This is a genomic window from Phenylobacterium sp. (assembly GCF_020253645.1).
Lineage (GTDB): Bacteria > Pseudomonadota > Alphaproteobacteria > Caulobacterales > Caulobacteraceae > Phenylobacterium.
On record NZ_JADCBG010000141.1, the window covers coordinates 1 to 24,014 of the forward strand.

A 24,014-nucleotide genomic window follows, 5' to 3' on the forward strand; every position below is an offset into this window, starting at 1 on the left:
CAGTGGTGACCTCACTGGCGATACCGGCATAGGGCGCCTCGCCCCGGGCGGCGGCGGCGATGACCTCCATCCACAGGGCCATGAAGGGGCGGACCTCAGGCTCGGTGGCGATCCGCGCCGCCTCGGCCAGCAGGCGCTCGGGGGGCATGCGCCGCCCGGCCGGCAGGGCCGCCTCCAGCCGCCCGCCCAGCTGGGCCGCCACATGCCCCATGGCCTCGCCCAGGGCCTCGGCCTTGTCCCGGAAATAGTAGAGCAGCATGCGGTCGGAGATCCCGGCCGCCGCCGCCAGCTGGCGGACGCTGGTGCGCGACAGGCCGCTGGCCAGCAAATGCCCCGCCAGCCGCTCCGTCACCACCTGCCTCTGCGCCGCGCGGACCGTCATCACTTCCCCTTGTAGCGCCCGCTACAATATGCCACGAATGTAGCAACCGCTACATTCCGGGGCCTGGGCCATGACCCTGTTCCGCATCTTCCTCTTCACCGCCCTGGGCGTCATCACCGTCTACACGGCGGTGGTGGTTGCAAATCACGGGCTGAACCTCTTCCCGGCCTTTTTCGGCGACATGGCGGCCATGGGCTGGGCGGGGCAGTTCAATCTGGACTTCATGTTCATGCTGGCCTTGTCGGCACTCTGGACCGCGTGGCGCAACGGTTTTTCGGCGGGCGGGCTGGGCCTGGCCGTCGTAGCCTTCTTCGGGGGCATGCCCTTCCTTTGCATCTACCTCCTCTACCTCCTCGCCCGGACGGGCGGCGACATGCGCCGCGTGCTCCTGGGCGATGCCCGCGCCTGACCTGAACTGCGGAGACTTCCGCTCATGAGCGCCCCTTCCGATCCCGCCGCCGTCGTCGACGCCTTCCTGGCCGCCATGGAGGCCAAGGACTACGCCGCCGCCACACCCTTCGTGGCCGCCGACTGCCGCTATGAGAACATGAATGCGCCGGGCACGGTGCATGTGGGCCCGGCCGGGGTGGTGGGCTTCCTGGAGCCCTTCTTCGCCCCGATCTCGAAGAACGAGTTCCACGTCCTGCGCCGCGCCGTCGCCGGCGACGTCGTCTTCATCGAGCGGCTGGACCGCCACCTCTTCGGGACGAAGTGGGTGGAGCTGCCGGTGACCGGCGTCTTCGAGGTGAGGGACGGCAAGATCGTCTTCTACCGCGACTATTTCGACGCCCAGGTCCTCACCGCACAGCTGGCCTGAGGACGCTCGCGCAGGGCGGGGGGCTCTGGCTTTTCGCCCCGCCTGCGCGCATATGGAGCGCATGACCCAGAGCCCCGCCTTCTTCACCGCCTTTTCCCGCGGCCTCCGCGGTCGCTGTCCGCACTGTGGGGAGGGGCGGCTGTTCCGGTCCTACCTCAAGGTGCAGTCCGACTGCCCCGGCTGCGGCGTCGACCTGACCCGCTATCCGGCCGATGACGGTCCGGCCTATTTCACGATCCTGCTGGTCGGCCATCTGGTCATCGTGCCGATCCTCTTCATTCCCTATGTCTGGCAGGGTCCGCCGGTCATCACCGTGCCCCTGGTCCTGACGCCTCTGGCTCTGGTGACCCTCGGTCTCCTGCCCATCGTGAAGGGCGCCTTCATCGGGCACATGGCCTATCTGCGTCTGACGTCCGACCAGGCCGAGCGGCACACCGCCGACCAGGCCTGACGGCGGCGCCCTGGGCGAGGGTACGGAGGCGGCATGAACGACGAAACACCTGCCGAGCCCGACGGGCAAGGCGCGGTCGCACACGATGCGGTCGCAGCGGCTCTGCGCTGCGCCGAGGCGTTCACCGAGCGGTTCAACGCGCGGGACGCCGCCGGCATGGACGCTCTGCTCCACTTCCCCCACGCGATCCTGACCGGCGAGCGCCTGACAGTCTGGGACGGGCCGGGGCGGCTCGCGCCGGACTACTTCGACAAGCTCGCGGCGGAGGGTTGGCGGCGCTCCACCTACCTCTCCCGCGAGCCAGTGCTGGCCAGCCGCCGCAAGGTGCACCTGGCGATCGCCTACACCCGGGACGGCGCAGACGGCGCTCCGCTCAGCCGCCACCAGGGGATCTGGGTCATCACGTTCGAGGACGGGCGCTGGGGCGTGCGCGTGCGCTGCTAGAGCGGATTCCATTCAGTCTGCATCGTATCCGCAGCTCTTGAAGTCGTTGGCGCATTCGGTCGGAGTGAAGAGGTCGATGAAGCGTCCGATGGCGTCCCAGAGGGCGCCGACGGTTCGCTCGGCGGCCTTGCGCAGGAGGGCTTTGAGTTTCGAGAAGGCCTTCTCGATCGGATTGAAGTCGGGGCTGTAGGGCGGCAGGAAGCGCAGCTCTGCGCCGGCCGCCTCGATCATGGCCTGGATGCTCGGGCGCTTGTGGCTGGAGAGATTGTCCATCACCACGATGTCGCCGGGCTTGAGCTCAGGGACGAGGATCTTCTCGACGTAGACCTCGAAAGCGTCGGCGTTGATCGGCCCGTCCAGGACAAAGGGCGCGACCATGCCGCTCGTGCGCAGGCCAGCGACGAAGGTTGTGGTCTTCCAGTGGCCGTGCGGGACGCTGGCCCTGAGCCTCTCGCCGCGGCGGCGCCGGCCATGGGTGCGGGCCATGTTGGTCGAGGCCCAGGTTTCGTCGATGAACACCAGCCGCTCCGGGTCCAGCTCGGGCTGGCCGTCGAACCAGGCCTGGCGGCGGCTCAGGACATCGGGACGCCCCTGTTCCGAAGCATGCCGGGTCTTTTTTTGAGCGTGATCCCGCGCCGGTCGAAGAAGCGCCACAGGGTCGAGACCGCCACGCTGACCCCGCGCCCGGCCAGCAGCGCGCGCAGCTCCTTCAGCGTGATGTCCGGCTGGACTTGCACAGCCTCCAGGATCACCTCGGCATGGGCCTCGATCCTGTGCGAGGTCTTGTCGCCGCCCTGCGGCTTGGGGCGGGCATGGCCCTGCAGGCGGCGCAGCTGGTCCCAGCGGATCACGCTGGCCGCGCTCACCCCGAACCGCTCCGCCGCGTCCCGCCGGCTCAGCCCGGCGTCCACCGCCGCCAACGCCCGATCTCGAAGATCACATGACAAAGGATGACCCATGCATGCCGGCCTCCTTCACCAGCACGCAGCTTGAATCACCCCATCAATGATTTGGGAATCCCTCCCGATTCACAGCGTAGAGAAACCGCTCGAGAGGCCGAGTTCAGCCCGGGCCTTGCGCGTCAAGCGGGCGGCGACCAGGGCGTGCGCCGAGGCCAGCCAGCCGCGCACTTCGTCCTCGTCCAGGGCCTCCAGCCGGTCGAAGGCCACCCACTTCGCCCGGGCGAGGTACGGCGCAGGCCGGGCCTGGCCCGTTTCCACCAGCACGGCGTAGGCGACATCGCTGACCTTGATGGACAGGGCGCCCTCGAGGGTTCTCAGGGCGAACACCCGACCGCCCACCTTGTAGACGTCGGCGCCGCCCCACTGGACGACCTTCTCCGTCGCGGGCAGGGCGAGGGCGGCGGCCTCGAAGGCCTCCGGGCTCACGCCTTCACGCCCACCCCGATGGGGCAGGCCACACCCGTTCCGCCGACGCCGCAATAGCCGTCGGGTACCTTGGCCAGGTACTGCTGATGGTAGGGCTCGGCGTAGTAGAAGGCCGGGGCCGGAGCGATCTCGGTGGTGATGGCGCCGAAGCCCCGCGCCGTCAGGGCGCCCTGGTAGGCGGCCAGGGAGGCCCGGGCCGCCGCCTCCTGGTCCGTGTCGAAGGCGTAGATCCCCGACCGGTACTGGGTGCCGATGTCATTGCCCTGGCGCATGCCCTGGGTGGGGTCGTGTCCTTCCCAGAAGACCTTCAGCAGACCCTCGTAGGAGATGACCTTCGGGTCGAAGTGCACGAGCACGGCCTCGGTGTGGCCGGTGCGCCCGCTGCAGACCTCCTCGTAGGTCGGGTTCGGGGTGAAGCCGTTGACATAGCCCACAGCCGTGGCGACCACGCCCGGCGTCTGCCAGAACTTGCGCTCCACGCCCCAGAAGCAGCCCATGGCGAACAGGGCGACCTGCAGGCCAGGGGCGAAGGGCCCCTTCAGCGGCTGGCCGGTGACGAAGTTCACCGCCGCCGTCGGAATGGCGTCGGGCCGGCCGGGCAGGGCGGTTGCAGCGGTGGGCATGTCGGGCGACTTGCGGAAGAAGACCATGCGGGGCTCCTGGGGGGCAGGGGTGCGTCTGCCGACCAAGATAGGCCCGCCCGCCGCCGATTGCACCTGCCGCCTTGCCCGCCGCCCCGCGCCGGTATATCTGCACCCGTCCACGCCGGAGGCCTGCCGCCGGCCCGTGGGGTGAGGTGGCCGAGTGGTTGAAGGCGCACGCCTGGAACGCGTGTATAGGGGAAACTCTATCGAGGGTTCGAATCCCTCTCTCACCGCCACCGGCTATTGTTTTCAATAAACAATTCGGCTTGAAGGGCGGTTGTCCCCCACAACGTTCCCCATAGAGGGACTTGCTAGGCCATTGCGTGTCAGGCTGTCCCGGGGTCGCCAAACGGCTCCAGACACACCGGCCCGGGCCTTACTCCCCGCCGCTCTTACCTTCGAGAGCCCGGAGCCGGTCAAAGATCGCGCCCAGCATCACATAGAGAAAAACGGGAACGGCGATCAGGCCGATGAACGGGACCAGGGAGACAACGGTCCAGGGCCAAGGGTTCACCCCTCGCTTCTTTGAGATGACGAAGGCACCGATTGCGTAGAAGCACTGGATCACCATCACTGGCAGGATTTGCAGGATCAGGGCCTCAAGACCTCCTGCGCTCGCATCATTCATCTCGTCCGCTCCCGCGTCACATTGCTTACGCAAGAGCCTAAAGATGGATTTTGAAGAGTCGAGAACCGATCAGGTCTCCCCGTAGATCGGTTTCTGTCCCGCTCGCTGTCTCGCTAGTCCATGGCGCTCAGCGGCCTTGCAAAAGGCGGGCGAGCTGGCGGCGGAGGCTTTGAAGGCTCCCGGCATAGAAGCCATGCCTGAGCGCGTTGCGGTTCCCAGCCGGCGGCCCCGGGTTGGTCCCGCCATGCATCCGGCATCTAGCCTTGTCCCGAACCTTCGGAGCCTGGCACTGGCCACCGCTCCGGGTTCTCGCCAGGCATCGCGGGGCCTGGGCCAATCGTTCGGGTTGCATGGGATCGATCCTCCAGAACGGGCGCGCCGGCGTGATGGTGGAATTGGTCGGCTATCACCGCCTGGCCGCCGTCCCTGACTGAAACGTAGCGGGGCGGGGCCGGCGGTGGCTCGCTGAGCCGGTGAAGGGCCTCCAGGGTGGCCCGGCTGTTCGCCTGGGCTTTCAGGGCCAGCCGAAGGTAACGGTCCGCCGCGTCCGGGAATTTCCCAAGGTTGCCCGCCGATCTCCGGAGCATCTCCGAAAACACCGCGTCCAAGGCGATGGCTTGGGCGGCTAGCATCCGCCGCGACGATCCGGGATCGCCAGCCTTCTCCAGCGTCGCCGCGAGCGCGTCCGCGTAATCGCCCAGGCCTGGCCGCTCGACCTCCGGGCCAAGCGCCTGGGCTCCAAAATCTGCCACCGCCACCGAATGCCGCAGGCCCGGCGCGACCAGCGCGCGGGCCAGTGCGAGCGCGTCTGTATCCCCGGGGTCTGGCGCTAGAGAGACCACCGCCTTGGGGCCTTGCGCGGGTTTCGGGTCGCCCTCGCCTTTGGTTATGTTCTCTCCGGTCTTTGGGCCGGCCCGCTTCCGGGTCCGCTCGCTACGGCGCCCATTGAGGGGCGCGCTCGCTCCCCCGTCCGCTGGCGCTGTGCCTTGGCTAGATTGTAGAAGTGTCCGGATTTTGGGGACCGATGGTTGTGTCATGCTGTCTCCGGTGTCCGGATTTTGGGGACGCCTCGACCTGAAACCGGGGCGTCTTGGGCGAGGCTGTCCCCGTGGTGGGGACCATCGCGGAGAATTTTGGGGACCGTGCTTTGCGTCGTCGGGTCGGGTCGCCAGCGCTGAAAGGCATACGTTGGGGCCGCTCCGGTCCGATCGCACCGCAGATCGGTCAGCCGCCAAAGGGTCGCGTGGCGGACCTTGCGAGCATAGCCGCCGGGCTCCGCCACCTCGACAAACCCTAGGGCCACGAGTTGAGCGAGCGCGCGGTTTACGGTGTCTTTGTCGAGCCCGGTCCGCTCCGCCGCCTCCCGGACGCTGAGCCGAAGGGCGCCGTTGTTCTTCCCGTCATAGAGAGCCCGCAGGGCGATATAGACCACTACCGCCGCCGGACGCAGAGCGCGCCAGGCTAGGGTTTCGATTGTGGCATGGTGGATTTGAATAAAGCGGCCACCGCCTCGCGAGCGCCCGCGCCGATCATGTTTCCTAGACATGGGTTAGGACCGCGCCCAGGGCTCCAGGCTGGCCGGTGGCCGCCGTCCGGGGACAGCGCGCCACCGACCGCCGAAGCGCCCTAGGACGCCGTGCCGCCCTCCTTTCTCAAGAACGCCGCGCCCCGCTCGGTCATCCGAAGGATCGCCGCCGACTTGCCGGAGGGGTTGCGCCGGCGCTCGCCGGTAGGCTCGACATGGCCAAGCACCCGGAGCTCGCTGAGCCTTGGATGCATGGCCTCCCTGGCGACCTTGGAAGCCTCACACACCTCCAGGGCGGTTGCCGGACCAATCCGGCCAAGGGTCTCCAAGGCGCGCCACTGAAGCGGGCGAGCATGGCGGGCCATGGCCGCCGCTGCGGCCTGACTGGTTCCGTCCGTGCCTTTGCTCCCGGGATGGGCGGGATACCGGTCAGTCATGCGCGCCTCCCGCCCTAGGGGCATAGCGGCGGACCAGGACCGCCAGCCAATTGGCCTGGCGTTCGGAAATGGGCTCAGCGCGATAGGCCAGGCCGCCCAGGAATTGGCCTTCCTTTTCCCGGAGGGGCGCGTCTGTCCGCAGGATCGCGCGCGCCGTCTCGCGGTGGTCAACGGGGGGCTCAGCCATGGTCAGCCTCCCCGAAGATCAGCGCCGCCAGGACGCCGGCCAGGATCGGGCGGACGCCGTAGCGACATCGAAGGATTTGCGCCTGGCGGGTCGCCGGGTTAGAGAGAGCGCGGACACCGATCAGCAAATCAGTCCGGCCCCTCGCCCTCGTGCGGGGGGTTTTTCTTTGGGTCATGTCAGGCCGCCTCCCCGCTCAGAAGGCGGTGGAGCGATGCAGCCGGGACCAAAGTCCGACCGCCGACCTTCACCACCGCAAGGCGGCCCGCCTTGATGGCGCGATAGACAGAGGATCTCCCCAGGGACGATACGCGGGCGGCCTGGGCGATTGAGTAGCAGAGCCGATCAGGCTCTTTGGAAACAGGGGACATGTAGGGTCTCCATGGTCGGGGCCGGGATTGGCCCGGACGGCATGGAGCGAGTTAGACGGCGGAACATACCGGGAATAGGGTCGCAATTCGCCGCGAATTATGACCCTACGTCGCGAGACCGCCGCTATGTATCCGGAGCGCGCTCAGCCATGGCCACAAGTACCCCCAAGGGGCTATTCATGTCCGGGATGTGGTCGGAGAGTTTGGGCGGCGGCGGAACCCAGGCTCTCAGGGCGGCTTCAATCTCTTGAAGCGTCATCCCGGAGGGAGGCTCCCCCAGGCGCTCGCGGTAACGGGCAATCGTCGCCTCGGCTTCCCGCGCGAAAGTTTCGATCAGGTCACGAAGCGGCCCTGAAACGCTATACCGGCCAGGGTTCCAACGAAGCGCGGTGACATAGTCCGCCGCCGGGTATCCTGACGGTCCCTGCCCGATTACACCCAGCAGGGCACGTTCTGCCCGGGTCTCCTTCAGCTTTCGCTTGATGCGCTGGCCGGTTGGCTCCCGATATTTCTCCAGCTCGGATGAGGCAATTTGCTTCGCAATCGAATAGTCCGTCGGACGCAGGGGCGACCCCCGACCTTCTAGCAGGGCCTTCGCATCCCCAGCGATGTGCGGGAGTATCAGCCTCCAGTCATCGAGCTTCTGGGGTCCCCTGCGTTTGGCCCTTAATCGCTCAAGCTCTGCAATAAGAGCCGCGCGCCCAAAGCGGCGCTCCAGTATGAATAGCTCTGAACGCAAGTCGGGTGTCGGAAGCTCAGGCGCCGGTGTCACGCTAGACTGGGCGTCAGCGGCCTTAGCGCGCCGCCGTCCATGACCGCCGATCAATGCCATTGCCCCGCCTCCCGCAGCGGTCCCGGAGTGTTCGGGGAAGCGCGCCGGGAAACGCGCTTGTCGGCTGGCCGGCCTATCCCCTGAGGCAATCCTGCGGTGGCCGGCGGTGATTGGTCAACGCGCGCGGTCCGGTCTTGTTCTGAACATGGCTATCTCAAAGTCCCCGCTTAGGCGTGGGACTAATTTCAACCTACCAGCCAACTGGCTTTGCCAACCCATTAGGCGAGATTGGGTCAGGAAATTGAGAGTCACGCAACATGTGCGATTTAACGTGCCGGGGATGAGTCGCCACTTTCTTAAGCTTCGCTGCCAAACTCCCGTTGATTTTGGGGCAAGCAACATAGACTGGAATATTTCGTTCTCTTGCGACCATCTCTATAGGAACGCAAAGATCGGTATCATTTGTGATGACAAGAGCCGCTTCGAAAGCGCCTTTCCATGCATCGTTGAGTAGATGCGCTCCCAGATTTACGTCTGAACCCTTCTCCTCCATTGTATGGACCTGCACAACCAATGCGTCATTTTCCGGTTGCGCAGCTTGCCGCCCTCCTTGTCCGTACACACCGGTCGGAAGAATGGCGTTTTTCCTCAGGGATCCGCCTGAGACGGCATGGTTGCCTTGCGTTAAGTTCATTGGAGGCTGAAAATGAACCGTCGCCCCGGCGACCGGAAGGTTCGCTAAGGGACGCCAAGCAGTTTTCGCCATAAAGCTCCCAAATATTACCTCAACCTGGGGAAGGGTGCTTAGGGCAGAAAGATAGGCTTGTTGACGCCCAGGGGCGTCTGGGTCCGCGGCACCGGAAACACGTGCAGTGAAATACTTGACGCGCTCAACTGTATCTTTTGAGGCAATAAGCTTTTGAGAGAGCTTAACTACGTCCAACCATTTGTATGGGCCATTCTTCAGGGCACCATAATACAGGTTGAACCCGTCGATATAAACATGAGTGCGAATGTCTATGCCCTCAAATGGCAAGGGCCGAGGTTTCCCCCGGCCCTCGAACCGCCAGCACGCTGACGGCGGGTATGGCGCGTTATTGCGGACAAGCGATTGGTTGTCAACTTCTGAGGCGACTGCAGGGACGCACAGCGCGCTAGCCGAAGGGCGTATGTTGGGAGGCTAACCGTCGCTACATCGATGAGTGGTGCAAAAGGGTGAACGTCACCCCCAGCGTAGCCACGATCTTCGACCGAAACCCAATAAACCTGCCACCGTGTATGGTGAAGTCCCTCAGGCGGATTGCCTGAGCGGTGTCACGTTGTCGCCGGCGGCCACCGCCTCGCCCTCGCAATAGGCCGCCCAGTCCGCCATAAGCCGCACCCGGCGCTCCAGAAGATCGCCGCGCCGATAGGCGCGCTCGACCGCGTTCGCAATCGTATGGGCCAGGGCCATTTCAAGCGCCTCGTTTGAGTATCCCGTCTGTTCGGAGCCCCAATCCCGGAACGCAGATCGGAACCCATGGACGGTTTCCTCATGGCCCAAGCGCCTAAGCACCATGGCCAGAGCCATGTTTGACAGATGGCCGCCCTTGGGGCCGGGGAAGACGGGCGCATCGGGCTCAGCGCCGGCCTTCCGCATTTCCGCCAGGATCGCCACCGCCCGGGGGGAGAGCGGAACCCGGTGGAGCTTGCCGGCCTTCATGCGCGCCGCCGGGACCGTCCAGACATTGTCTTTCAGATCGACCTCCCGCCAGGTCATGCCCAGGACCTCGCCAGTCCGGGAGGCGGTCAGGATCGCAAACTCCAGCGCGCGGGCGCCGACCGATCGCGCCGCCCGAAGACGCGCCATGAAGGCCGGAACCTTGGCGTAGGGCATGGCCGCATGATGGCCCCGAGTCAGCTTTGACCGGGCGGGGAGGATCATTTTCAGGTGGCCGCGCCAGGTCGCCGGGTTCTCGCCGGAGCGTTGTCCCTTGGCCTTGGCCGCGTTCAGGACCACTTCAATCCGGCCTCGCACCCGGCTTGCCGTCTCCGGCCGATTTTTCCAGATCGGCTCCAGCGCCGCCAGGACATGGGTTGTCGTGACCTCGGAAACCGGAATGTCGCCCATGTGCGGATAGACGTAGGTCTTGAGGGTGCTCCCCCATTGCTTCCGGTGCTTCGGGTTCCGCCAGCTTTCGCCATTGGCCTCAATATGAGCCTCAGCAGCGGCCTTGAAGGTGACGGCGGCTATCTTGTCCGCCTGAGCCCTCGCAAGGGCCTCAGCGGCCTCCCGCTCGCGTTCCTCCAGGGGATCGACGCCGGCCTTGACCTTGAGCCGCAGGGCCGCCGCCAGATCGCGGGCCTCGCTCAGCTTCACGCCGTCCGGCCCGGCATCGCCTAACCCCAGGTCCCGCGTCTTTCCCCGCAGGGTGAAGCGGAAGACCCAGGACCGCGCGCCGGTGGGTTTGACCAGGAGCCGAAGGCCGCCGCCGTCAATGTAGCTCCCGGCCTCCAGGTTCTTGACCTGTAGGGCGGTCAGTTGGTTCTCGACCTTGCGCGGCATGGCGTGGGTTCCCGTTCCCCTATGCGTTCCCCTTAAGATAGCCGCTCTTTAGGGGAACGCAATGGGACGCAACGGGACGGATTGTGACGGGCGACTAGGCTGGAAGGCCCGGTTTTGTTGGGTTTGAGAGACATTGCGGGACGACATGGATCGAGTGTGAGGCGGACTCTCTCACCGCCACCCACCCTCTCGACATCCCTGCCTGAGCAGATGGGTTCCGCCATGTCGCGGAACCTGCGGGCCTATTCGCGCCCGAACCGTCGGTGGAGACGCCCCTGGGGGTGGGGTTCGAGGGGCGGTTTGGTCTCGGAAAGGGGGCGCGTCTCCAGGCCCTCCTGAAAGGTTGGGTCTCCCTGTGAACAGGGAATGAGCAGCGAATGTCTTCGTGCGCTCCGGGACCCCAGACGTGCTGTGGCTCCAGGATGTCCTCGTCAGATCAGAGGGTTCCGACGTGCCCCCTGAAACTCCGCCAGAAACAATTTGCGTCCGCCCCAGGAAGGGGACGGACGGATGAAGCGATCCAGGTTCACTGAAGAGCAGATCATCGGGATTCTGTGAGAGCAGGAGGCCGGGCTTTCGCGTCCGCGACACCTTCGCAATATCCTGGGCGGGACGCTTGCAGAAGCGTCCGGCGGTATCCACGTCTCGCGGCAGATGGGAAACCAATGACCATCAAGCCTGTTCAAGGCCTCCGGCTGACGGGGCTTTTGACAAACACGGACAGAGGGAAAACATGATGCGGACTGTTCTGGTGGCCGGTTTCGCGCTGGTGCTCGCAGCCTGCGGCGATGCCGCCGACCTGCAACCCGTGAAGCAGGGCGCACTCGATCTCGGCGGGCAGGCGCTCGAGGCGGCGAGCGGTGCTGTGGATACCAAGACGGCCTGCATGCTCGCCGGACAGACCGAAGCATTCTGTGGCTGCGTTCAAGACAGCCTGGGGTCCAGGATCACCGGCGAGCATCTGGAAGCGTTGAAGACTGTCTTCAGCGAAAGTCTCAGCGGCGAAGGCATGTCGGCCGCCATCGAAAAAGCCAGCAGTGTCGACGCGCCGACCCGCGAGGCATTGGTGCAATGTGCAACAGCCGCCGCCGTTGAAGGCGCTTTGGCCGAGGCGGGGAACTAGCCTTTCAACCCCTCTGACCGAGCGGCTGCTTGGGGTCAATGGCCGCCCCCCGCCATCCAATCTCGCATGACGGTTGTCGCGCCTAGAGCAGCCTAACGCTCCAGCTCGGTCCTCGACAGCCGTCGCGCAAGACGCTCGCGTTCAGCCTGCTGAGCCACTCGCCGTTCGGCCATCGGCGGCTTGCGGATGTCAGGGTGCAGCTCCATCGCCTTGAGCCAGGCCCGCCAGCCCCGCTCGAACTTCAGCACGCCCCGCCGGACCTCATGAGCCAGGTGTTGTCGCCGGGGAGGCTGTTCACCCGAGGAGGCGCTTGAGCGAAGCTGGAGTTGCAACACACCACTTCCAGCGGAACTCCCCAGATGAACGTGCATCAGAATGCCCGACTGACGCCTTCGGGTCGAGCCTTGATGGCCGCGCAGAACGAAGCGGATGTGCGCGTGACCGGTATCGTGGTGGTTGACTGCGACCCAGGAGAACCGTGCGCCGGGTTCGGCCCCCTCCGCCACCGAGGCAGCGAGAAAGACAGTTAAACTATCCCGCTATAGTCGGGCTTGCGGTGTCCGCCTAAAGGGCGCCGTTCCTGTTCCTATCCTCGCTTGACCCCGAATTCATACTGAATGACCTTGAACGCCATGGGTGTGCGGCTAATCATCGCTGTGACGGACGGCGACTGGTTCGAAACACTGCGTCACAAGCCGAACCTGAGTGAAGTCAACTTCTGGGCGCCTTCGGCGGCCCGGTTCAAGGCCCTACGCCCAGGCGAGCTTTTCCTCTTCAAGCTGCACTCACCCCGGAACTTCATCGTCGGCGGTGGCGTCTTCGCCTATGCAAGCCAGATGCCGGTTTCACTGGCCTGGCAGGCCTTTGGTGAAGCCAACGGAGCCGCCTCGCTTGGCGAAGTGCGGAGCCGAGTTGCGCGATATCGCCGGCAGGACCCGGCGGACCGTGCCGACTTCCAGATCGGCTGCCGCATCCTGACTCAGCCTTTCTTCTTGGATGAGCGCGACTGGCTACCTCTTCCGGCCAGCTGGCAGCCAAACATCGTGCAGTTCAAGACCTACGATACGGCTGAGGCCGAAGGCGCTGTTCTTTGGGAAGCGGTATCGTCGCGGCTGGTAGGGACCGCCTTGCCGGGAGTATCAGAGGACGCAGAGCGCTTTGGCGCGCCGCACTTGATACGTCCGCGCCTTGGGCAAGGCGCCTTCCGGGTGCTGGTCACCGACTCCTATGAGCGTCGCTGCGCCGTGACCCGGGAGAAGACCCTGCCAGCTCTCGAGGCGGCCCACATTCGGCCTTATGCCGACGGCGGCGACCATGCGGCCTCCAACGGTCTGTTGCTGCGCCGGGACATCCACAGCCTCTTTGACTCCGGCTACGTGACGGTGACGCCTGACCTGAGGTTCGAGGTCAGCCGCCGTATCCGCGAGGAGTTTCAGAATGGCCGACACTACTACGAATTGCACGGCGCGCCGATCCACGCCCCGGAGGACCTGAGCCGGAGGCCGGACCCTGCCGCGCTGCGCTGGCACAACGACAACCTCTTCCTCGCCTGAGACGACGAATGCGGTTCTGGTGGGTCAATCATAATCAGACGGCGCGCCAGGAGATCGACGGCGGCTTCCTCTGGTCACCCAAGCGGGAGGCCAGCGGCGCCCGGAGCCGCTTCTACGACAATATGCGCGAGGCGGCGCCTGGCGACCTAGTCTTGTCCTACTCGCAGCAGGCGGTCCGCTTTATCGGACAGGTGGCCGACTACGCCTTCACGGCCCTTAAACCCCCGGAGTTCGAAAGCCTCGGGTCGTATTGGGAGGCCGAGGGCTGGCTCCTTCCGGTCTCCTGGCTTGCTGTTGAACGACCAGTCAGCCCCAAGTCCCTGATTTCCAAACTCGGGCCGCTGCTTCCCGAGAAGTATTCTCCCATCCATCGGGAGACCGGCCATGGGAACCAGAAGGCCTACTTGGCGGAGGTGCCGTCCACAATCTTCCAGATCGTCGCCCAGGCTGCGGAATTCCCAGACATCGACTCCAGCCGTCCCGGCGCCAACACCGCTCCGGGCGACCTGATCCGCGAGCTGATCGAGGACGAAGTCGAGGCGCGGCTGAAGGCAGAGCCCTCCCTCTCCGAGACAGTCCGGAAATCCGTCATCGAGGCCCGGCGCGGTCAGGGGCTGTTCCGGGCGAACGTGATGAAGGTCTGCCCCGCCTGTCCTCTGACTGGGATAAGCAATCCCGCTCTGCTGATCGCCAGCCACATCAAGCCTTGGCGCGTCTGCACGACGGCAGAGGAGCGGCTGGACGGCCTGAACGGCCTGATGCTGACGCCCGACGCCGACCTGCTCTTCGACCGCGGCTTCATTGGCTTTAGAGAGGCAGGGGAGGTGATGGTGTCCGGTCGGGTAGACCGGGAGGACCTGCGGCGACTCGGGCTGGGTCACATCAGCCTGTCACCGTCCGGCCTGCAGGACGCCGGCGCCCTCTGGCGGGAGCAGAACCTCCAGGCGGCCCAGGCTGGCTATCTCGCCTATCACCGGGAGAACGTTTTCCTCGGGGGGTGAGCGATCGTCGCCCGGCCGCATGGGCCTCAGGTCTCCTCCCTCACGAAGCCGGCCACCGCGTGCCAGCTTTGGAAGAAGAGCTCGTCTCCCATGAGGAACAGGGCTGTCTGGCTGTCCTCCTCGTCGTCCTCCGGGAAGACGATTTCGTAGTGGATCTCGTCCGCCGCCACGACCAGGGGCATCTTGTCGAGATAGGGCCGGGGTTCGCCGGCCCAGAGGATCTGGCCGCCCTGGATGATGAGCTCGGTGTCCGAGCCCTCTGCATCCACCCATCGCCCCTGGAGGGCCTCGGGGAAGGCGGCCTCGCGACGCTGGCGAATCTCGGCCTCGGAACTCGACTTGCGCTCTTCCCGCTTTCGCTCGAGCCAGGCCTCGAAGGCGTCTGCATCGTCGTGCGGAGGCCTGTCGTCTTCGGGGGTCATTTCAATCACTTTCTCTTGGGTTGCGGGGCGCCTGGCCGGGGTGAAGTCTGCAGGACCCGGAGGGAGGAGGGGGGGTCGATGATCTCCCTGAAGGTTGGAACCACGGCGGGTTCGGCGACATGCCACTCGACGGTTCGGCCCCGGGCGGCGTTGTTCTGCCGTCGGGCCTGATCCCGCACGCCGTTCCAGATGAACTGCAAGAATGTCGATTTTCGGGCCCTTCGATCCAGGGCTTCATAGCCGGGGCCTTTCGCCTCGAGCAGCGGGCGGCGAGGGTCCCAGACGGCGCAACCATCGAACCGCACCGGCTTTTCCTCCGGATTGCGGACCACATAGTCCAGCCCGGGCGCCCGGGTGATCTGGTCCTCGTAATCCTGGGTCCAGGCCTTGTATCGCGAGAAGGTCGGGTCCCGCTCCCAACCGCCGTGGACGTGACAGGTCGGGTCGATCTCACGCTCTCCCTTGGCCAGTTGCTCCACCCGGGGAATGGCCCCGTCGCGCAAGCGGTCGTCGGAGTGGACCCGCGTCGGAGGCTCGGGCTTGTCCTCTCCCGACAGGCGCAGCTGCTGCTCGACGAAGAGCCTTTCGACTTCATCCGCGCCCCGGACCAGGCGCCCGTCTCCGAGCTCGAACCAGTCGCCGGCCCGAGGCGTCACGAGGTTTAAGGGCCCGGGAAGATCCGTGACATAGGAGGGTCCGAACACGGAGTTTGGTATCGCACGATAGGTCCCGAAGAAGCTTCCTGGATCCCCCGCCGCCCGTCTCGATCCCGCGACAGGGGGAGCTCCGGTGATCGGCCGGGGCCCCGTCGTGATGACCGTAGGCGCCGTCGGATTGGGTCCCCTTCGGGCGAACCGGATGACGTTTGATTCAGGCTCCCCCTGGGACACAGGGCCCGAAAAAATCCCGTTCTCCGGGGTGGCCTCCGGACTCCGGCCGGCTGGACCGAAGAAGGCGTCGTACTGCGCCCGTCGCGCAGCCTCCCGTTCCGCCCGGATCTGCGCCGGGGAGCGCCTGTACCAGCGATCGAGGACCTCGCCCTCAAGGCGGGAAGGATCTGGTTGGCGCTGGTGCATTCTGGTCTCCTCGGCTGGACAGAACCCTCACATGTCGGGCGCGCATTGACAAGAACAAAACAAGAACATTTTCGAGATGGCGGCGTCGCCACTCCTGGCGGATTGCTCCGCCCCCGCCAGGGGATAGACTTGCCCCCGACGAGGGGAGACGCGAGCGATGGGCATCACACGCAGACAGGCCTCAGTGGCGACCGGGGCGGGCCTTGCGGCCGGCGTCCTGGCGGCGGGCGGAGCGAAGGCTGCGGGGGCCCCGGGGATCGTTGACGTCGTGGTGGTGGGCGCGGGGGTCTTCGGCGCCTGGACCGCCTGGCGGCTGAAGCGCAGCGGCCTGCAGGTCGCCCTCCTCGACGCCTACGCCCCTGGCAACGCTCGCTCGTCCTCGGGGGGCGAGAGCCGGGTGATCCGTCTCTCCTACGGCGGCGATCCCCTTTACTCGCAGATGGCGCGGGACTCCCTGGCGGCCTGGGCGGACCTGTCCGCACGCCAGACCCTGCCCCTGCTTCACCGCACCGGGGTGCTTTGGTTCTCCCCTGCCGGCGATGACTACATGGCCCGCAGCCTGACCTGGCTGAAGGCCAATGGCGTCGCGCACCAGGCGGGCGATACGGCCTGGCTGCGCGGTCGCTATCCGCAGATCACCTTCCGGGAGGGCGAGAGCGGCTTTCTGGAGGACGACAGCGGCGCCCTCATCGCAGGGCGCGGCGTGCAGACCGTGGTGGCCGACGCCGGCCTGACGGCGCAACGCGTCCAGGCCGGGCCGCCCGTGCGGCTCTCCGACGGTACGGTGCAGGTCGGCGGCGTGCGCGCCCGCTCGGCGGTCTACGCCTGCGGGCCCTGGCTGCCGAAGATCTTCCCGGACCTGCTCAAGGGGCGGATCGTCGCCACTCGGCAGGAGGTCTATCATTTCGGCCCGGCGGCGGGCGACGGGCGCTTCTCGCCACCCGCCCTGCCGGTCTGGGCCGACTTCAACGCCGGCGACATCGTCTACGGCCTCCCGGGCCTGGAAGGGCAGGGCTTCAAGATCGCCTTCGACCGCCACGGGGTGGAGGTCGACCCGGACGCCCAGGACCGCCGGGTTTCGAGCGAAGGCGTGGCGGAGGCCCGCGCCTACCTCGCCCAGCGCTTCCCCGGCCTCGCCGAGGCGCCCTTCGTCCATGGGCGGGTCTGCCAGTACGAGAACAGCTCCAACGGCGACTTGCTCATCGATCGGCTGCCGGGTTTCGACCAGGTCTGGCTGGTGGGCGGGGGCTCAGGCCACGGCTTCAAGCACGGCCCCGCCGTGGGGGACCGCGTGGCGCGGCATGTGATGGACCCGACCCTGCCGGTCGAGCCGCGCTTCAGCCTGGCGAGCAAGCAGGCCGTCCGGAAGCGGACGGTCTACTGACGCCGGTGTAAGCCTGCGACGACCTCCTGTCCGTCCGGGACGGGCCGTTGAAGGCCTCTGGCGCCTGAAAAGCGGCTGCACTGACACAAGCCCGGCTATAGGCACGGCGCGGACGTGCGAGGTGGGGTCAGACCGCTGCGGAGATCACTGCGGCGAAAGGAACAGGGACCAGACATGACGAGGACGCTTCTCACGACTGCGATGGCGACGGCGACGCTGGGCCTTGCCGCCGCGGGCGCGGCGTTCGCGCAGAGCGCCGAGCGCCGGGTCGACAATGACCGCAACTCGACGAAGACGGCGGAGGTGCCGCGCTGCGCCCGCTCGCTCGGTACGCTGACGATTAAGGACGGAGAAGGCCGCGGCTGGACCCAGTATAACTGGGGGCGCCCTCGACCCTGGAGCTTTACATAGTACGAAATACGCCACAGGTTATCGATCAGCCCTGTTCCCGGGAGGATCCCATGAAGGTCTATTTCGCTCCAAACTCCCGCGCGGTCCGCACGGTCTGGCTTCTTGAAGAGATCGGCAGGACCTATGAGCTGGAGCGCTTCACACTCGGTCAGAGAGAGATGCGGGGCCCGGAGTACAGCCGCATAAACCCGAACGGCCGGGTCCCGACCCTGATCGACGGCGATGTGACGATCTCGGAGAGCACCGCCATCGCCCAGTACCTGGGTGCGAAGTACGCCCCGCACCTGATCCGCGGGCCGGATCATCCTGACTTCGCCCTGTACCTGCAGTGGCTGCACTATGCCGAAGGCATGATCATGCCGCCGATCAACAACTACGTGGTCGAGACCATCCTGCTGCCCCCCGAAAGGCGGAATCCGGAAATGGCGGCGCGCGCCCTGAAGGTTCTGAACCGCACCCTGGACGCCGCCGAGGTCCACATGGCCGGGCGTGAGTACATCGCAGGCGACTTTACCGTGGCGGACACCATCACCGGCCACGCCATCATCATGTCCAGGCGCCTCGGCGCAGACTTCGGGGCGCTTGCGAACCTCTCCGCCTACGCGGACCGGCTGGAAGCCCGCCCCGCATTCAGGTCCGCCGAATCCGCCTGAGCGATAGCTCCGGAGGTCCTTCCGGGGAACCCGTCATCCAATTCACCCGCCGTCCTCCCGCCTGCGGGTGGGGCGACATCCTTGCTCCTCGCCCAAAGCCGGGAGGACGATTGCGTGGGTGTTGAACCTCAGGGCCCCTGCGGGGCCCTAGAGTCACCCAACCGAACACAGGGCCCTTTTCCGGATCCTCGCTTACGGGACCGAGGGCCACCCGCGCGCCCGACCAGCCCCGATCCTCCGGGACCTTAGCCTGACGCCAGAACCGGCGATGCCGTGCACCGGCTGGTGTCAGCCCGCCAGCCACGTGCCGGGAAAGGACCGGGCGCGTCAAGAAATCCCCCCACCCATGCCATCCCTAAGGTCATATAGACCAGCCAATTGATTCACAGTTCAGAAACCTTGTTTGGGCCGAAAAATTATATTCGTCGTTAAACCAGGCGTTAATCGAACCCGATATCTATGTAATCGTAGTCTTCACTCCATGGCATAATTAATGTTTGATAACTTTAATTGGCGTCATGGTCGAAAAGCCCAAGCTCGAGGAAGAGAGCAAACTTTTGGGGAACCATAAATGCTGAATATGCTGAATAACCGCTTGTCCATTATGGCGCGGATTGGTCTCGTCGGCGGGATATTTGTCATCCCAGTCATTATCGCCATGACGCTGATCGTCCTGGAGCGATTTGAGCGGATCAACTTCGCCGAGAAGGAGCAGAGCGGTCGTCTGTACATCGAGCAGGTTTGGCCGGTGGTGCTGGAGAGCGCGCAAGTCAGTGGACAACGGCTCCCTGCGCCGCGCCAGCTCGACAGCGCCGTGATGGCCGGAGCGCAGGCGTTTAACGCCGACCAAGCGGCTTCAGCATTTCAGTCCGCGGCCAGCCATTCTGAACGACTTGCCACAGGACGGTCGCTGATAAGCGCGGTTGCCGATGGGTCGAACCTGACTCTGGATCCGGACCTTGACAGCTTCTACACGATGGACGCCCTGACAGTGCGTCTTCCCGCCCTCCTTGAGGCGGCGACGGGGCTTTACAGCACGATCAATGCAGCCGCACCGGCTGCGGACATCGCCGTTGCGACTGACCGTCTCAAGACAGCCAGCAGTGCGGCTCACGCATCTTTGAGCGCGTCGGTCGCCGCTTCTCCGCCGGGTGAAACCCGGACCAATCTGCAGAACCAGCTCGCCCGGCTGACGCCCGCGACCGAAGCGCTGATCCGCCAGGGTGAATTGGCCATGACAGGTGCGCCCGCCGACGCCACGGGAGCCCAGGCTGCATTCGCATCTGAAATGAAGACGATCTGGCCTGCGGCCTCCGCCGAGCTTGGCCAGATGCTGGAGAAGCGAATTCAGGGCTTCTATCGGGAGCTCGCCCTTCAGTTGGGCGTTGTTTTCGCGATTCTTGCGGTCGCCACATGGTTTGCGGTGACGGTCGCCGGCGGGCTGCGCAAGCGGGAAGAAGCGGACGCCAAGTCGATCTTCGACCTGAAGGCCATGGCGGCGGCGATGGATGAATCCCAAGCCCGGATCGACTTCGACCTCGACGGCGCGATCATCGGGGCGAACGAGAACTTCCTCAGCGCCATGGGCTACTCGGCGAGCGAGATCGTCGGAAGAAAGCACGCCATGTTCCTGGATCCCGCCTACGCCCGCAGTCCGGAGTACGCAGGTCACTGGCAGCGCCTGAGAAGCGGGGAGGCGATTGCAGATGTCTTCACGCGCTACGCGAAGGGCGGACGCAAGGTCATCATCCAGGCGCGTTACACGCCGCTGATCGGAAAAGACGGCAAACCCTACCGGGTGGTGAAGTACGCAACCGACATCACCGCCGCGGAAATCGCACGGGAACAGGCGGAGGCCGAGCGCGCCCAGCGAGCGCAGGAACAGGCGGCTGTCGTCACATCGCTCGCCAGCGCCCTGAGCAGCCTTTCGGAGGGTGACCTTCAATCGCAGATCACCGAGACCTTCCCGGCCGATTACGAGCAACTCCGCAAAGACTTCAATGCAGCCGTCGCGTCCCTCTCTGATACTCTGGGTCAGGTCCGCACCGGGTCGGACGCCATGCGTACCGGGGCGGAGGAGATCGCTCATGCCTCGGACGACCTCTCACGTCGCACCGAGCAGCAGGCCGCCAGCCTCGAGGAGACTGCAGCCGCCCTGGACCAGATCACCGCCACGGTGAAGACGACGGCTGCGGGCGCCCGGAGAGCCAACGAGACCGTGGCCATGGCCAAGTCCGAGGCCGTCCGGTCCGGCGAAGTGGTGGCCCAGGCCGTTCAGGCGATGGGCGACATCAAGACGTCGTCCCAGGAGATCAGCCAGATCATCGGCGTGATCGACGAGATCGCCTTCCAGACCAACCTGCTGGCGCTCAACGCCGGGGTTGAGGCCGCCCGCGCCGGCGACGCCGGCCGCGGCTTCGCCGTGGTCGCGCAGGAGGTGCGCGCACTTGCCCAGCGCTCCGCCCAAGCCGCCAAGGAGATCAAGGCGCTCATCTCAGCTTCCAGCCAACAGGTTGGTCAGGGTGTTGAACTGGTCGGTGAAACCGGCAGGGCGCTCGACAAGATCGTTGCGCAGGTGGCGGACATCGACGCCCTGATCTCCGAGATCGCCGCCTCCGCCCAGGAGCAGGCCACCGGCCTCGCCGAGGTGAATACCGCAGTCAATCAGATGGACCAGGTCGTGCAGCAGAACGCCGCCATGGTTGAGCAATCCACGGCCGCAACTCACGCCCTCAAGTCGGAGACCGCGGAGCTCAACCGCCTGATCTCCCGCTTCCGGACGGGTTCCGGCCAGGGCTCGGCGCATCCAGCCCCGCAGTTGGCGGCTCCGGATGCGACGCCTCGCCCCTCACCTCCACGCGCCGCCACTCGCCGTATCGCCGAGACCTTTGGGGCCACCGCGCTCAAGCCTTCTGAAGATGGCTGGGAGGAGTTCTAGGAGATGACAAACACACTTCGCCTCGACCGGGTGCTGGACCTTAAGGCCGCCCAGCCCCTGAAGGCGGCGCTGGCGGAGCATCGCGGCGCTTCCGTCCGGCTGGACGCCTCAGATGTGGAGCGCCTCGGGGGGCTTTGTCTGCAGGTTCTGATCGCCGCCCGGCGCGCATGGTCCGAGGAGGGTCACGACCTGACGATAGAGCCCTGCTCCTCAGCCTTCTCCGCCGCAACGGCTCTGTTCGGTGCTCAATCCCATCTTGGCCTCCAGGCCGACAAAGACGGAGTCTTCGGGTGATCAAGGTCCTCACAGTGGATGATTCCCGCACGATGCGAGACATGCTGCGCCTGGCTCTGGCCGGGCAGGGTTTCACGGTCACCCAGGCCGTCGACGGGGAGCATGGTCTCGAGGTGCTCAACGAGAGCGGCGCCGATGTCATCATCACGGACATCAACATGCCCAAGCTTGATGGTTTCGGCTTCATCGAGCGGGTAAGGGAGGACGCCGCCCATCGGGCGACTCCGATCCTGGTGCTCACCACGGAGAGTGATCCCGCGAAGAAGGTGCGCGCCCGAGAGGCCGGCGCGACCGGCTGGATCGTCAAGCCCTTCCACCCCGAGAAGCTGCTGGATGTCATCCGCAAGGTGGCGGCCTGAGCCAATGGACGAACTTGAGGAAATCAAGCTCACGTTCTTCCAGGAATGTGACGAGTTGCTGGCTGACCTTGAGGCGGGGCTTCTGAAGATCGACGCCGGGGACGCCGAGCCTGAGCTGGTGAACGCAGTGTTCCGTGCGGTTCACTCTGTGAAAGGGGGCGCGGGCGCCTTCGGGCTTGAGGCCCTCGTGCGCTTCGCTCACGTCTTCGAAACCCTTCTTGAGAATGTCCGCAGTGGAAAGATCGGTCTTCGGTCTGACCTCGTTCAGGTCTTGCTTCGCGCCGCCGATGTTCTCGCAGATCATGTGGCCGCCGCGAAACTTGGCGGCGAGGGTGACATCGCGACGACGGCCGCCATGGTGAAGGAGCTTGAGACCTGGATCTCGGGTGGTCCCATCCTTCCGCAATCGGTCTCGGAGCCGGAACTCCCGCCCAATGACGACGGCATTGTCTTCACGCCGGTCACCCTCACCATACCGGAGGTCGACGACTCACCGAAGGAGCAGGTCTGGACGATCACCTTCCAGCCGATGGATGAACTCTACGTCAAGGCGAACGAGGTGGGGCTCCTCCTCCGCGAAATCGAACGCCTGGGTGAGGTCGAGGTCGAACTCCTCGACGATGCTCTGCCGCCCTTTGATAACCTCGAGCCGGAAACGGCGCACTTCGCCTGGAAGGTTCGTCTCAAGACCGAGGCCACCGAAGAGCGGATCCGCGAGGTCTTCGAGTTTGTAGAGGGCGACTGTTCCACAACGATCGTTCGGGCGGCGTCCCCGCCGATGACGGCGGAACCGGATGCGGGTCCAGACATCGCCGCAATCATCGCTGCGGCGCAGGCCGGGCTCGCTGAGCCGCCTTCGTCCGTTGAGGCTCAGTCGCCCGAGGAGCTGTCCAGCGCGCTAGACCTGATCCCGTCGCTGCCGGCCGTATCCGCAGAAGTTGTGCCTCGTGACAACGCCTTATCCCGCCAGGCGCCCGCCCGAGCAGGGGGTGAAAAGGCCAATCCGGCGACCATTCGTGTCGACCCTGAACGGATCGACAAGCTCATCGATCTTGTCGGGGAACTGGTGATCAACCAGGCGATGCTGGCCCAACGGGTTGCTGGCCACGGCTTTGCGGCGTCTTCGGATGTTGGCAGGGGCCTGGATGAACTGGAGCAACTGACCCGCGATATCCAGGACAGCGTCATGGCGATCCGGGCACAGCCCGTAAAGTCCGTGTTCCAGCGGATGCCCCGCCTTGTGCGTGAGATCGCTGGCCAGACCGGCAAGCAGGTGCGGCTGGTCACCGACGGGGAAACCACAGAGGTCGACAAGACCGTGATCGAGCGGATTTCGGAGCCGATCACGCACATGCTGCGCAATGCGATCGATCATGGTCTGGAAACCCCGGGGGAACGGATCGCCGCCGGCAAGGCGTCGGAGGGAACGGTTCGTTTGGCGGCGCTGCACCGTGGCGGGCGGATCGTCATCGAGGTGGGTGACGACGGCAAGGGCATTGACCGGCCGCGTGTTCGCCAGATTGCGATCAGTCGCGGCCTCATCGCCGCGGATGCTCAGCTGACGGATGAGGAGGTCGACAATCTCATCTTCCTCCCCGGGTTCTCAACGGCAAAGACGGTCTCGGATATTTCGGGCCGCGGGGTCGGCATGGACGTCGTACGCAAGTCGGTTCAGGGCCTCGGTGGCCGGATCTCGATAAGCTCCCGGCCGGGGGTCGGATCGACCTTCACGCTCAGCCTTCCGCTCACGCTTGCGGTGCTCGATGGCATGGTCATCGACGTGGCCGGCCAGACCCTGGTCGTGCCGCTGAGCGCGATTGTGGAGAGCCTTCGCCCGGCTGCAAACGATGTCAAGCGAGTGGGCGTAGAGGGCAGTGTCCTTGCCGTTCGGGACGCCTACGTGCCCCTGGTCGACATCGGCCGGGTGCTTGGCTTCCAGGCCGAAGCGACCAATCCGGCCGAGGGGGTCGTGCTGTTGGTCGATAGCGAGGATGGTGGTCGCGCAGCCCTGGTCGCGGACAGCATTCATGGCCAGAGGCAGGTTGTCATCAAGTCATTGGAGTCGAATTACAAGCAGGTACCAGGAATTGCAGCTGCAACGATCCTGGGTGATGGCCGCGTCGCCTTGATCCTGGATGTCGACGCCCTGGTCGCGATGCGCAAGCGTGAACCTGTCCGGGCACATGAACCTTTAATCGAAGCTGCGGAGTGA

The 24,014-nt window shown here is 65.5% G+C and carries 30 protein-coding genes and 1 tRNA gene; 15 read left to right on the top strand and 16 right to left on the bottom strand.

What is annotated here, in order from left to right:
- Positions 1-382: TetR family transcriptional regulator (locus INE98_RS09660; protein WP_293538552.1), on the bottom strand; the 382-nt coding region annotated here is incomplete at its 3' end.
- Between the two features lie 70 nt (positions 383-452).
- Here INE98_RS09660 and INE98_RS09665 point away from each other — a divergent pair.
- From INE98_RS09665 to INE98_RS09680, 4 genes are all read left to right on the top strand, one after another.
- Positions 453-791, top strand: coding sequence for a hypothetical protein (locus tag INE98_RS09665; protein ID WP_293538554.1), 339 nt, complete (start codon positions 453-455; stop codon positions 789-791).
- A 24-nt stretch (positions 792-815) separates the two neighbouring features.
- Positions 816-1,199: a limonene-1,2-epoxide hydrolase family protein gene (locus INE98_RS09670; protein WP_293538556.1), complete on the top strand. Its 384-nt coding sequence runs from the start codon at positions 816-818 to the stop codon at positions 1,197-1,199.
- A gap of 61 nt (positions 1,200-1,260) precedes the next feature.
- Positions 1,261-1,650 carry a DUF983 domain-containing protein gene (locus INE98_RS09675; protein WP_365768895.1) on the top strand — a complete coding sequence of 130 codons (390 nt, stop codon included), beginning with the start codon at positions 1,261-1,263 and terminating at the stop codon, positions 1,648-1,650.
- Between the two features lie 33 nt (positions 1,651-1,683).
- Positions 1,684-2,094: a hypothetical protein gene (locus INE98_RS09680; protein WP_293520010.1), complete on the top strand. Its 411-nt coding sequence runs from the start codon at positions 1,684-1,686 to the stop codon at positions 2,092-2,094.
- A 12-nt stretch (positions 2,095-2,106) separates the two neighbouring features.
- On the opposite strand, the gene INE98_RS09685 is transcribed toward INE98_RS09680, so the two are convergent.
- The 3 genes from INE98_RS09685 to msrA all read right to left on the bottom strand — a co-directional run bounded on the left by INE98_RS09685 (position 2,107) and on the right by msrA (position 4,132).
- A protein-coding gene (locus INE98_RS09685) for an IS630 family transposase (protein WP_293538557.1) occupies positions 2,107-3,053 on the bottom strand; the annotation gives its coding sequence in 2 pieces (ribosomal slippage) (positions 2,107-2,717 and positions 2,717-3,053; 948 coding nt in all).
- A gap of 69 nt (positions 3,054-3,122) precedes the next feature.
- On the bottom strand, positions 3,123-3,482 hold the full coding sequence (locus INE98_RS09690) for an MmcQ/YjbR family DNA-binding protein (protein WP_293538559.1): 360 nt from the start codon (positions 3,480-3,482) through the stop codon (positions 3,123-3,125).
- Complete coding sequence (msrA, locus tag INE98_RS09695; protein ID WP_293516384.1) at positions 3,479-4,132, bottom strand: peptide-methionine (S)-S-oxide reductase MsrA; 654 nt, start codon at positions 4,130-4,132, stop codon at positions 3,479-3,481. Before msrA ends, INE98_RS09690 begins: the two co-directional genes overlap by 4 nt.
- 140 nt (positions 4,133-4,272) lie before the next feature.
- Between msrA and INE98_RS09700 the strand changes: the two genes are divergently transcribed.
- Positions 4,273-4,362, top strand: a tRNA-Ser gene (locus INE98_RS09700).
- Positions 4,363-4,502: 140 nt separating this feature from the next.
- Here the strand turns inward: INE98_RS09700 and INE98_RS09705 are convergent.
- The 9 genes from INE98_RS09705 to INE98_RS09735 form a co-directional block, all read right to left on the bottom strand.
- Positions 4,503-4,754, bottom strand: coding sequence for a hypothetical protein (locus INE98_RS09705; RefSeq protein WP_293538561.1), 252 nt, complete (start codon positions 4,752-4,754; stop codon positions 4,503-4,505).
- Between the two features lie 127 nt (positions 4,755-4,881).
- Positions 4,882-5,106: an HGGxSTG domain-containing protein gene (locus INE98_RS14555; protein ID WP_367120182.1), complete on the bottom strand. Its 225-nt coding sequence runs from the start codon at positions 5,104-5,106 to the stop codon at positions 4,882-4,884.
- A 681-nt stretch (positions 5,107-5,787) separates the two neighbouring features.
- A complete protein-coding gene (locus INE98_RS14560) occupies positions 5,788-6,300 on the bottom strand; it encodes a helix-turn-helix domain-containing protein (RefSeq protein WP_367120183.1) in 513 nt (170 codons plus the stop codon).
- A gap of 80 nt (positions 6,301-6,380) precedes the next feature.
- Positions 6,381-6,716 carry a MarR family winged helix-turn-helix transcriptional regulator gene (locus INE98_RS09710; RefSeq protein WP_293538563.1) on the bottom strand — a complete coding sequence of 112 codons (336 nt, stop codon included), beginning with the start codon at positions 6,714-6,716 and terminating at the stop codon, positions 6,381-6,383.
- Positions 6,709-6,903, bottom strand: coding sequence for a hypothetical protein (locus INE98_RS09715; protein ID WP_293538564.1), 195 nt, complete (start codon positions 6,901-6,903; stop codon positions 6,709-6,711). Before INE98_RS09715 ends, INE98_RS09710 begins: the two co-directional genes overlap by 8 nt.
- Positions 6,896-7,078 carry a hypothetical protein gene (locus INE98_RS09720; RefSeq protein ID WP_293538566.1) on the bottom strand — a complete coding sequence of 61 codons (183 nt, stop codon included), beginning with the start codon at positions 7,076-7,078 and terminating at the stop codon, positions 6,896-6,898. Before INE98_RS09720 ends, INE98_RS09715 begins: the two co-directional genes overlap by 8 nt.
- Before the next feature lies 1 nt (position 7,079).
- Positions 7,080-7,271 carry a helix-turn-helix domain-containing protein gene (locus tag INE98_RS09725; protein ID WP_293538567.1) on the bottom strand — a complete coding sequence of 64 codons (192 nt, stop codon included), beginning with the start codon at positions 7,269-7,271 and terminating at the stop codon, positions 7,080-7,082.
- 1,022 nt (positions 7,272-8,293) lie between these two features.
- On the bottom strand, positions 8,294-9,079 hold the full coding sequence (locus tag INE98_RS09730) for an NYN domain-containing protein (protein ID WP_293538568.1): 786 nt from the start codon (positions 9,077-9,079) through the stop codon (positions 8,294-8,296).
- 255 nt (positions 9,080-9,334) lie between these two features.
- The gene (locus INE98_RS09735; protein WP_293538569.1) at positions 9,335-10,588 is read right to left on the bottom strand and encodes a site-specific integrase; all 1,254 of its coding nucleotides are present in this window, start codon (positions 10,586-10,588) and stop codon (positions 9,335-9,337) included.
- A 733-nt stretch (positions 10,589-11,321) separates the two neighbouring features.
- Between INE98_RS09735 and INE98_RS09740 the strand changes: the two genes are divergently transcribed.
- Positions 11,322-11,711 (top strand): hypothetical protein, encoded by a 390-nt coding sequence (locus tag INE98_RS09740; protein ID WP_293538571.1) that lies wholly within the window; start codon positions 11,322-11,324, stop codon positions 11,709-11,711.
- Between the two features lie 92 nt (positions 11,712-11,803).
- Here the strand turns inward: INE98_RS09740 and INE98_RS09745 are convergent, their stop codons facing one another.
- On the bottom strand, positions 11,804-12,043 hold the full coding sequence (locus tag INE98_RS09745; RefSeq protein WP_293538572.1) for a hypothetical protein: 240 nt from the start codon (positions 12,041-12,043) through the stop codon (positions 11,804-11,806).
- Between the two features lie 285 nt (positions 12,044-12,328).
- Between INE98_RS09745 and INE98_RS09750 the strand changes: the two genes are divergently transcribed.
- Positions 12,329-13,264: an HNH endonuclease gene (locus INE98_RS09750; protein WP_293538573.1), complete on the top strand. Its 936-nt coding sequence runs from the start codon at positions 12,329-12,331 to the stop codon at positions 13,262-13,264.
- An 8-nt stretch (positions 13,265-13,272) separates the two neighbouring features.
- Positions 13,273-14,265, top strand: a complete 993-nt coding sequence (locus INE98_RS09755) for an HNH endonuclease signature motif containing protein (RefSeq protein WP_293538574.1) — start codon at positions 13,273-13,275, stop codon at positions 14,263-14,265.
- A 26-nt stretch (positions 14,266-14,291) separates the two neighbouring features.
- Here INE98_RS09755 and INE98_RS09760 read toward each other — a convergent pair whose 3' ends face one another.
- Positions 14,292-14,687 (bottom strand): hypothetical protein, encoded by a 396-nt coding sequence (locus tag INE98_RS09760; protein WP_293538575.1) that lies wholly within the window; start codon positions 14,685-14,687, stop codon positions 14,292-14,294.
- A 5-nt stretch (positions 14,688-14,692) separates the two neighbouring features.
- On the bottom strand, positions 14,693-15,763 hold the full coding sequence (locus INE98_RS09765; protein WP_293538577.1) for a Tox-REase-5 domain-containing protein: 1,071 nt from the start codon (positions 15,761-15,763) through the stop codon (positions 14,693-14,695).
- Positions 15,764-15,920: 157 nt separating this feature from the next.
- Here INE98_RS09765 and INE98_RS09770 point away from each other — a divergent pair, with 157 nt between their 5' ends.
- From INE98_RS09770 to INE98_RS09800, 7 genes are all read left to right on the top strand, one after another.
- A complete protein-coding gene (locus tag INE98_RS09770; protein ID WP_293538579.1) occupies positions 15,921-17,147 on the top strand; it encodes an FAD-dependent oxidoreductase in 1,227 nt (408 codons plus the stop codon).
- Between the two features lie 174 nt (positions 17,148-17,321).
- On the top strand, positions 17,322-17,558 hold the full coding sequence (locus INE98_RS09775) for a hypothetical protein (RefSeq protein WP_293538581.1): 237 nt from the start codon (positions 17,322-17,324) through the stop codon (positions 17,556-17,558).
- Positions 17,559-17,608: 50 nt separating this feature from the next.
- Complete coding sequence (locus INE98_RS09780; RefSeq protein ID WP_293538583.1) at positions 17,609-18,211, top strand: glutathione S-transferase family protein; 603 nt, start codon at positions 17,609-17,611, stop codon at positions 18,209-18,211.
- Positions 18,212-18,869: 658 nt separating this feature from the next.
- Entirely contained in the window at positions 18,870-21,149 is a 2,280-nt protein-coding gene (locus INE98_RS09785) for a methyl-accepting chemotaxis protein (protein ID WP_293538585.1), read from the top strand.
- Between the two features lie 3 nt (positions 21,150-21,152).
- Entirely contained in the window at positions 21,153-21,443 is a 291-nt protein-coding gene (locus INE98_RS09790; protein WP_293538587.1) for an STAS domain-containing protein, read from the top strand.
- A 32-nt stretch (positions 21,444-21,475) separates the two neighbouring features.
- Complete coding sequence (locus INE98_RS09795) at positions 21,476-21,802, top strand: response regulator (RefSeq protein WP_293538635.1); 327 nt, start codon at positions 21,476-21,478, stop codon at positions 21,800-21,802.
- 4 nt (positions 21,803-21,806) lie between these two features.
- On the top strand, positions 21,807-24,014 hold the full coding sequence (locus INE98_RS09800; protein ID WP_293538588.1) for a chemotaxis protein CheA: 2,208 nt from the start codon (positions 21,807-21,809) through the stop codon (positions 24,012-24,014).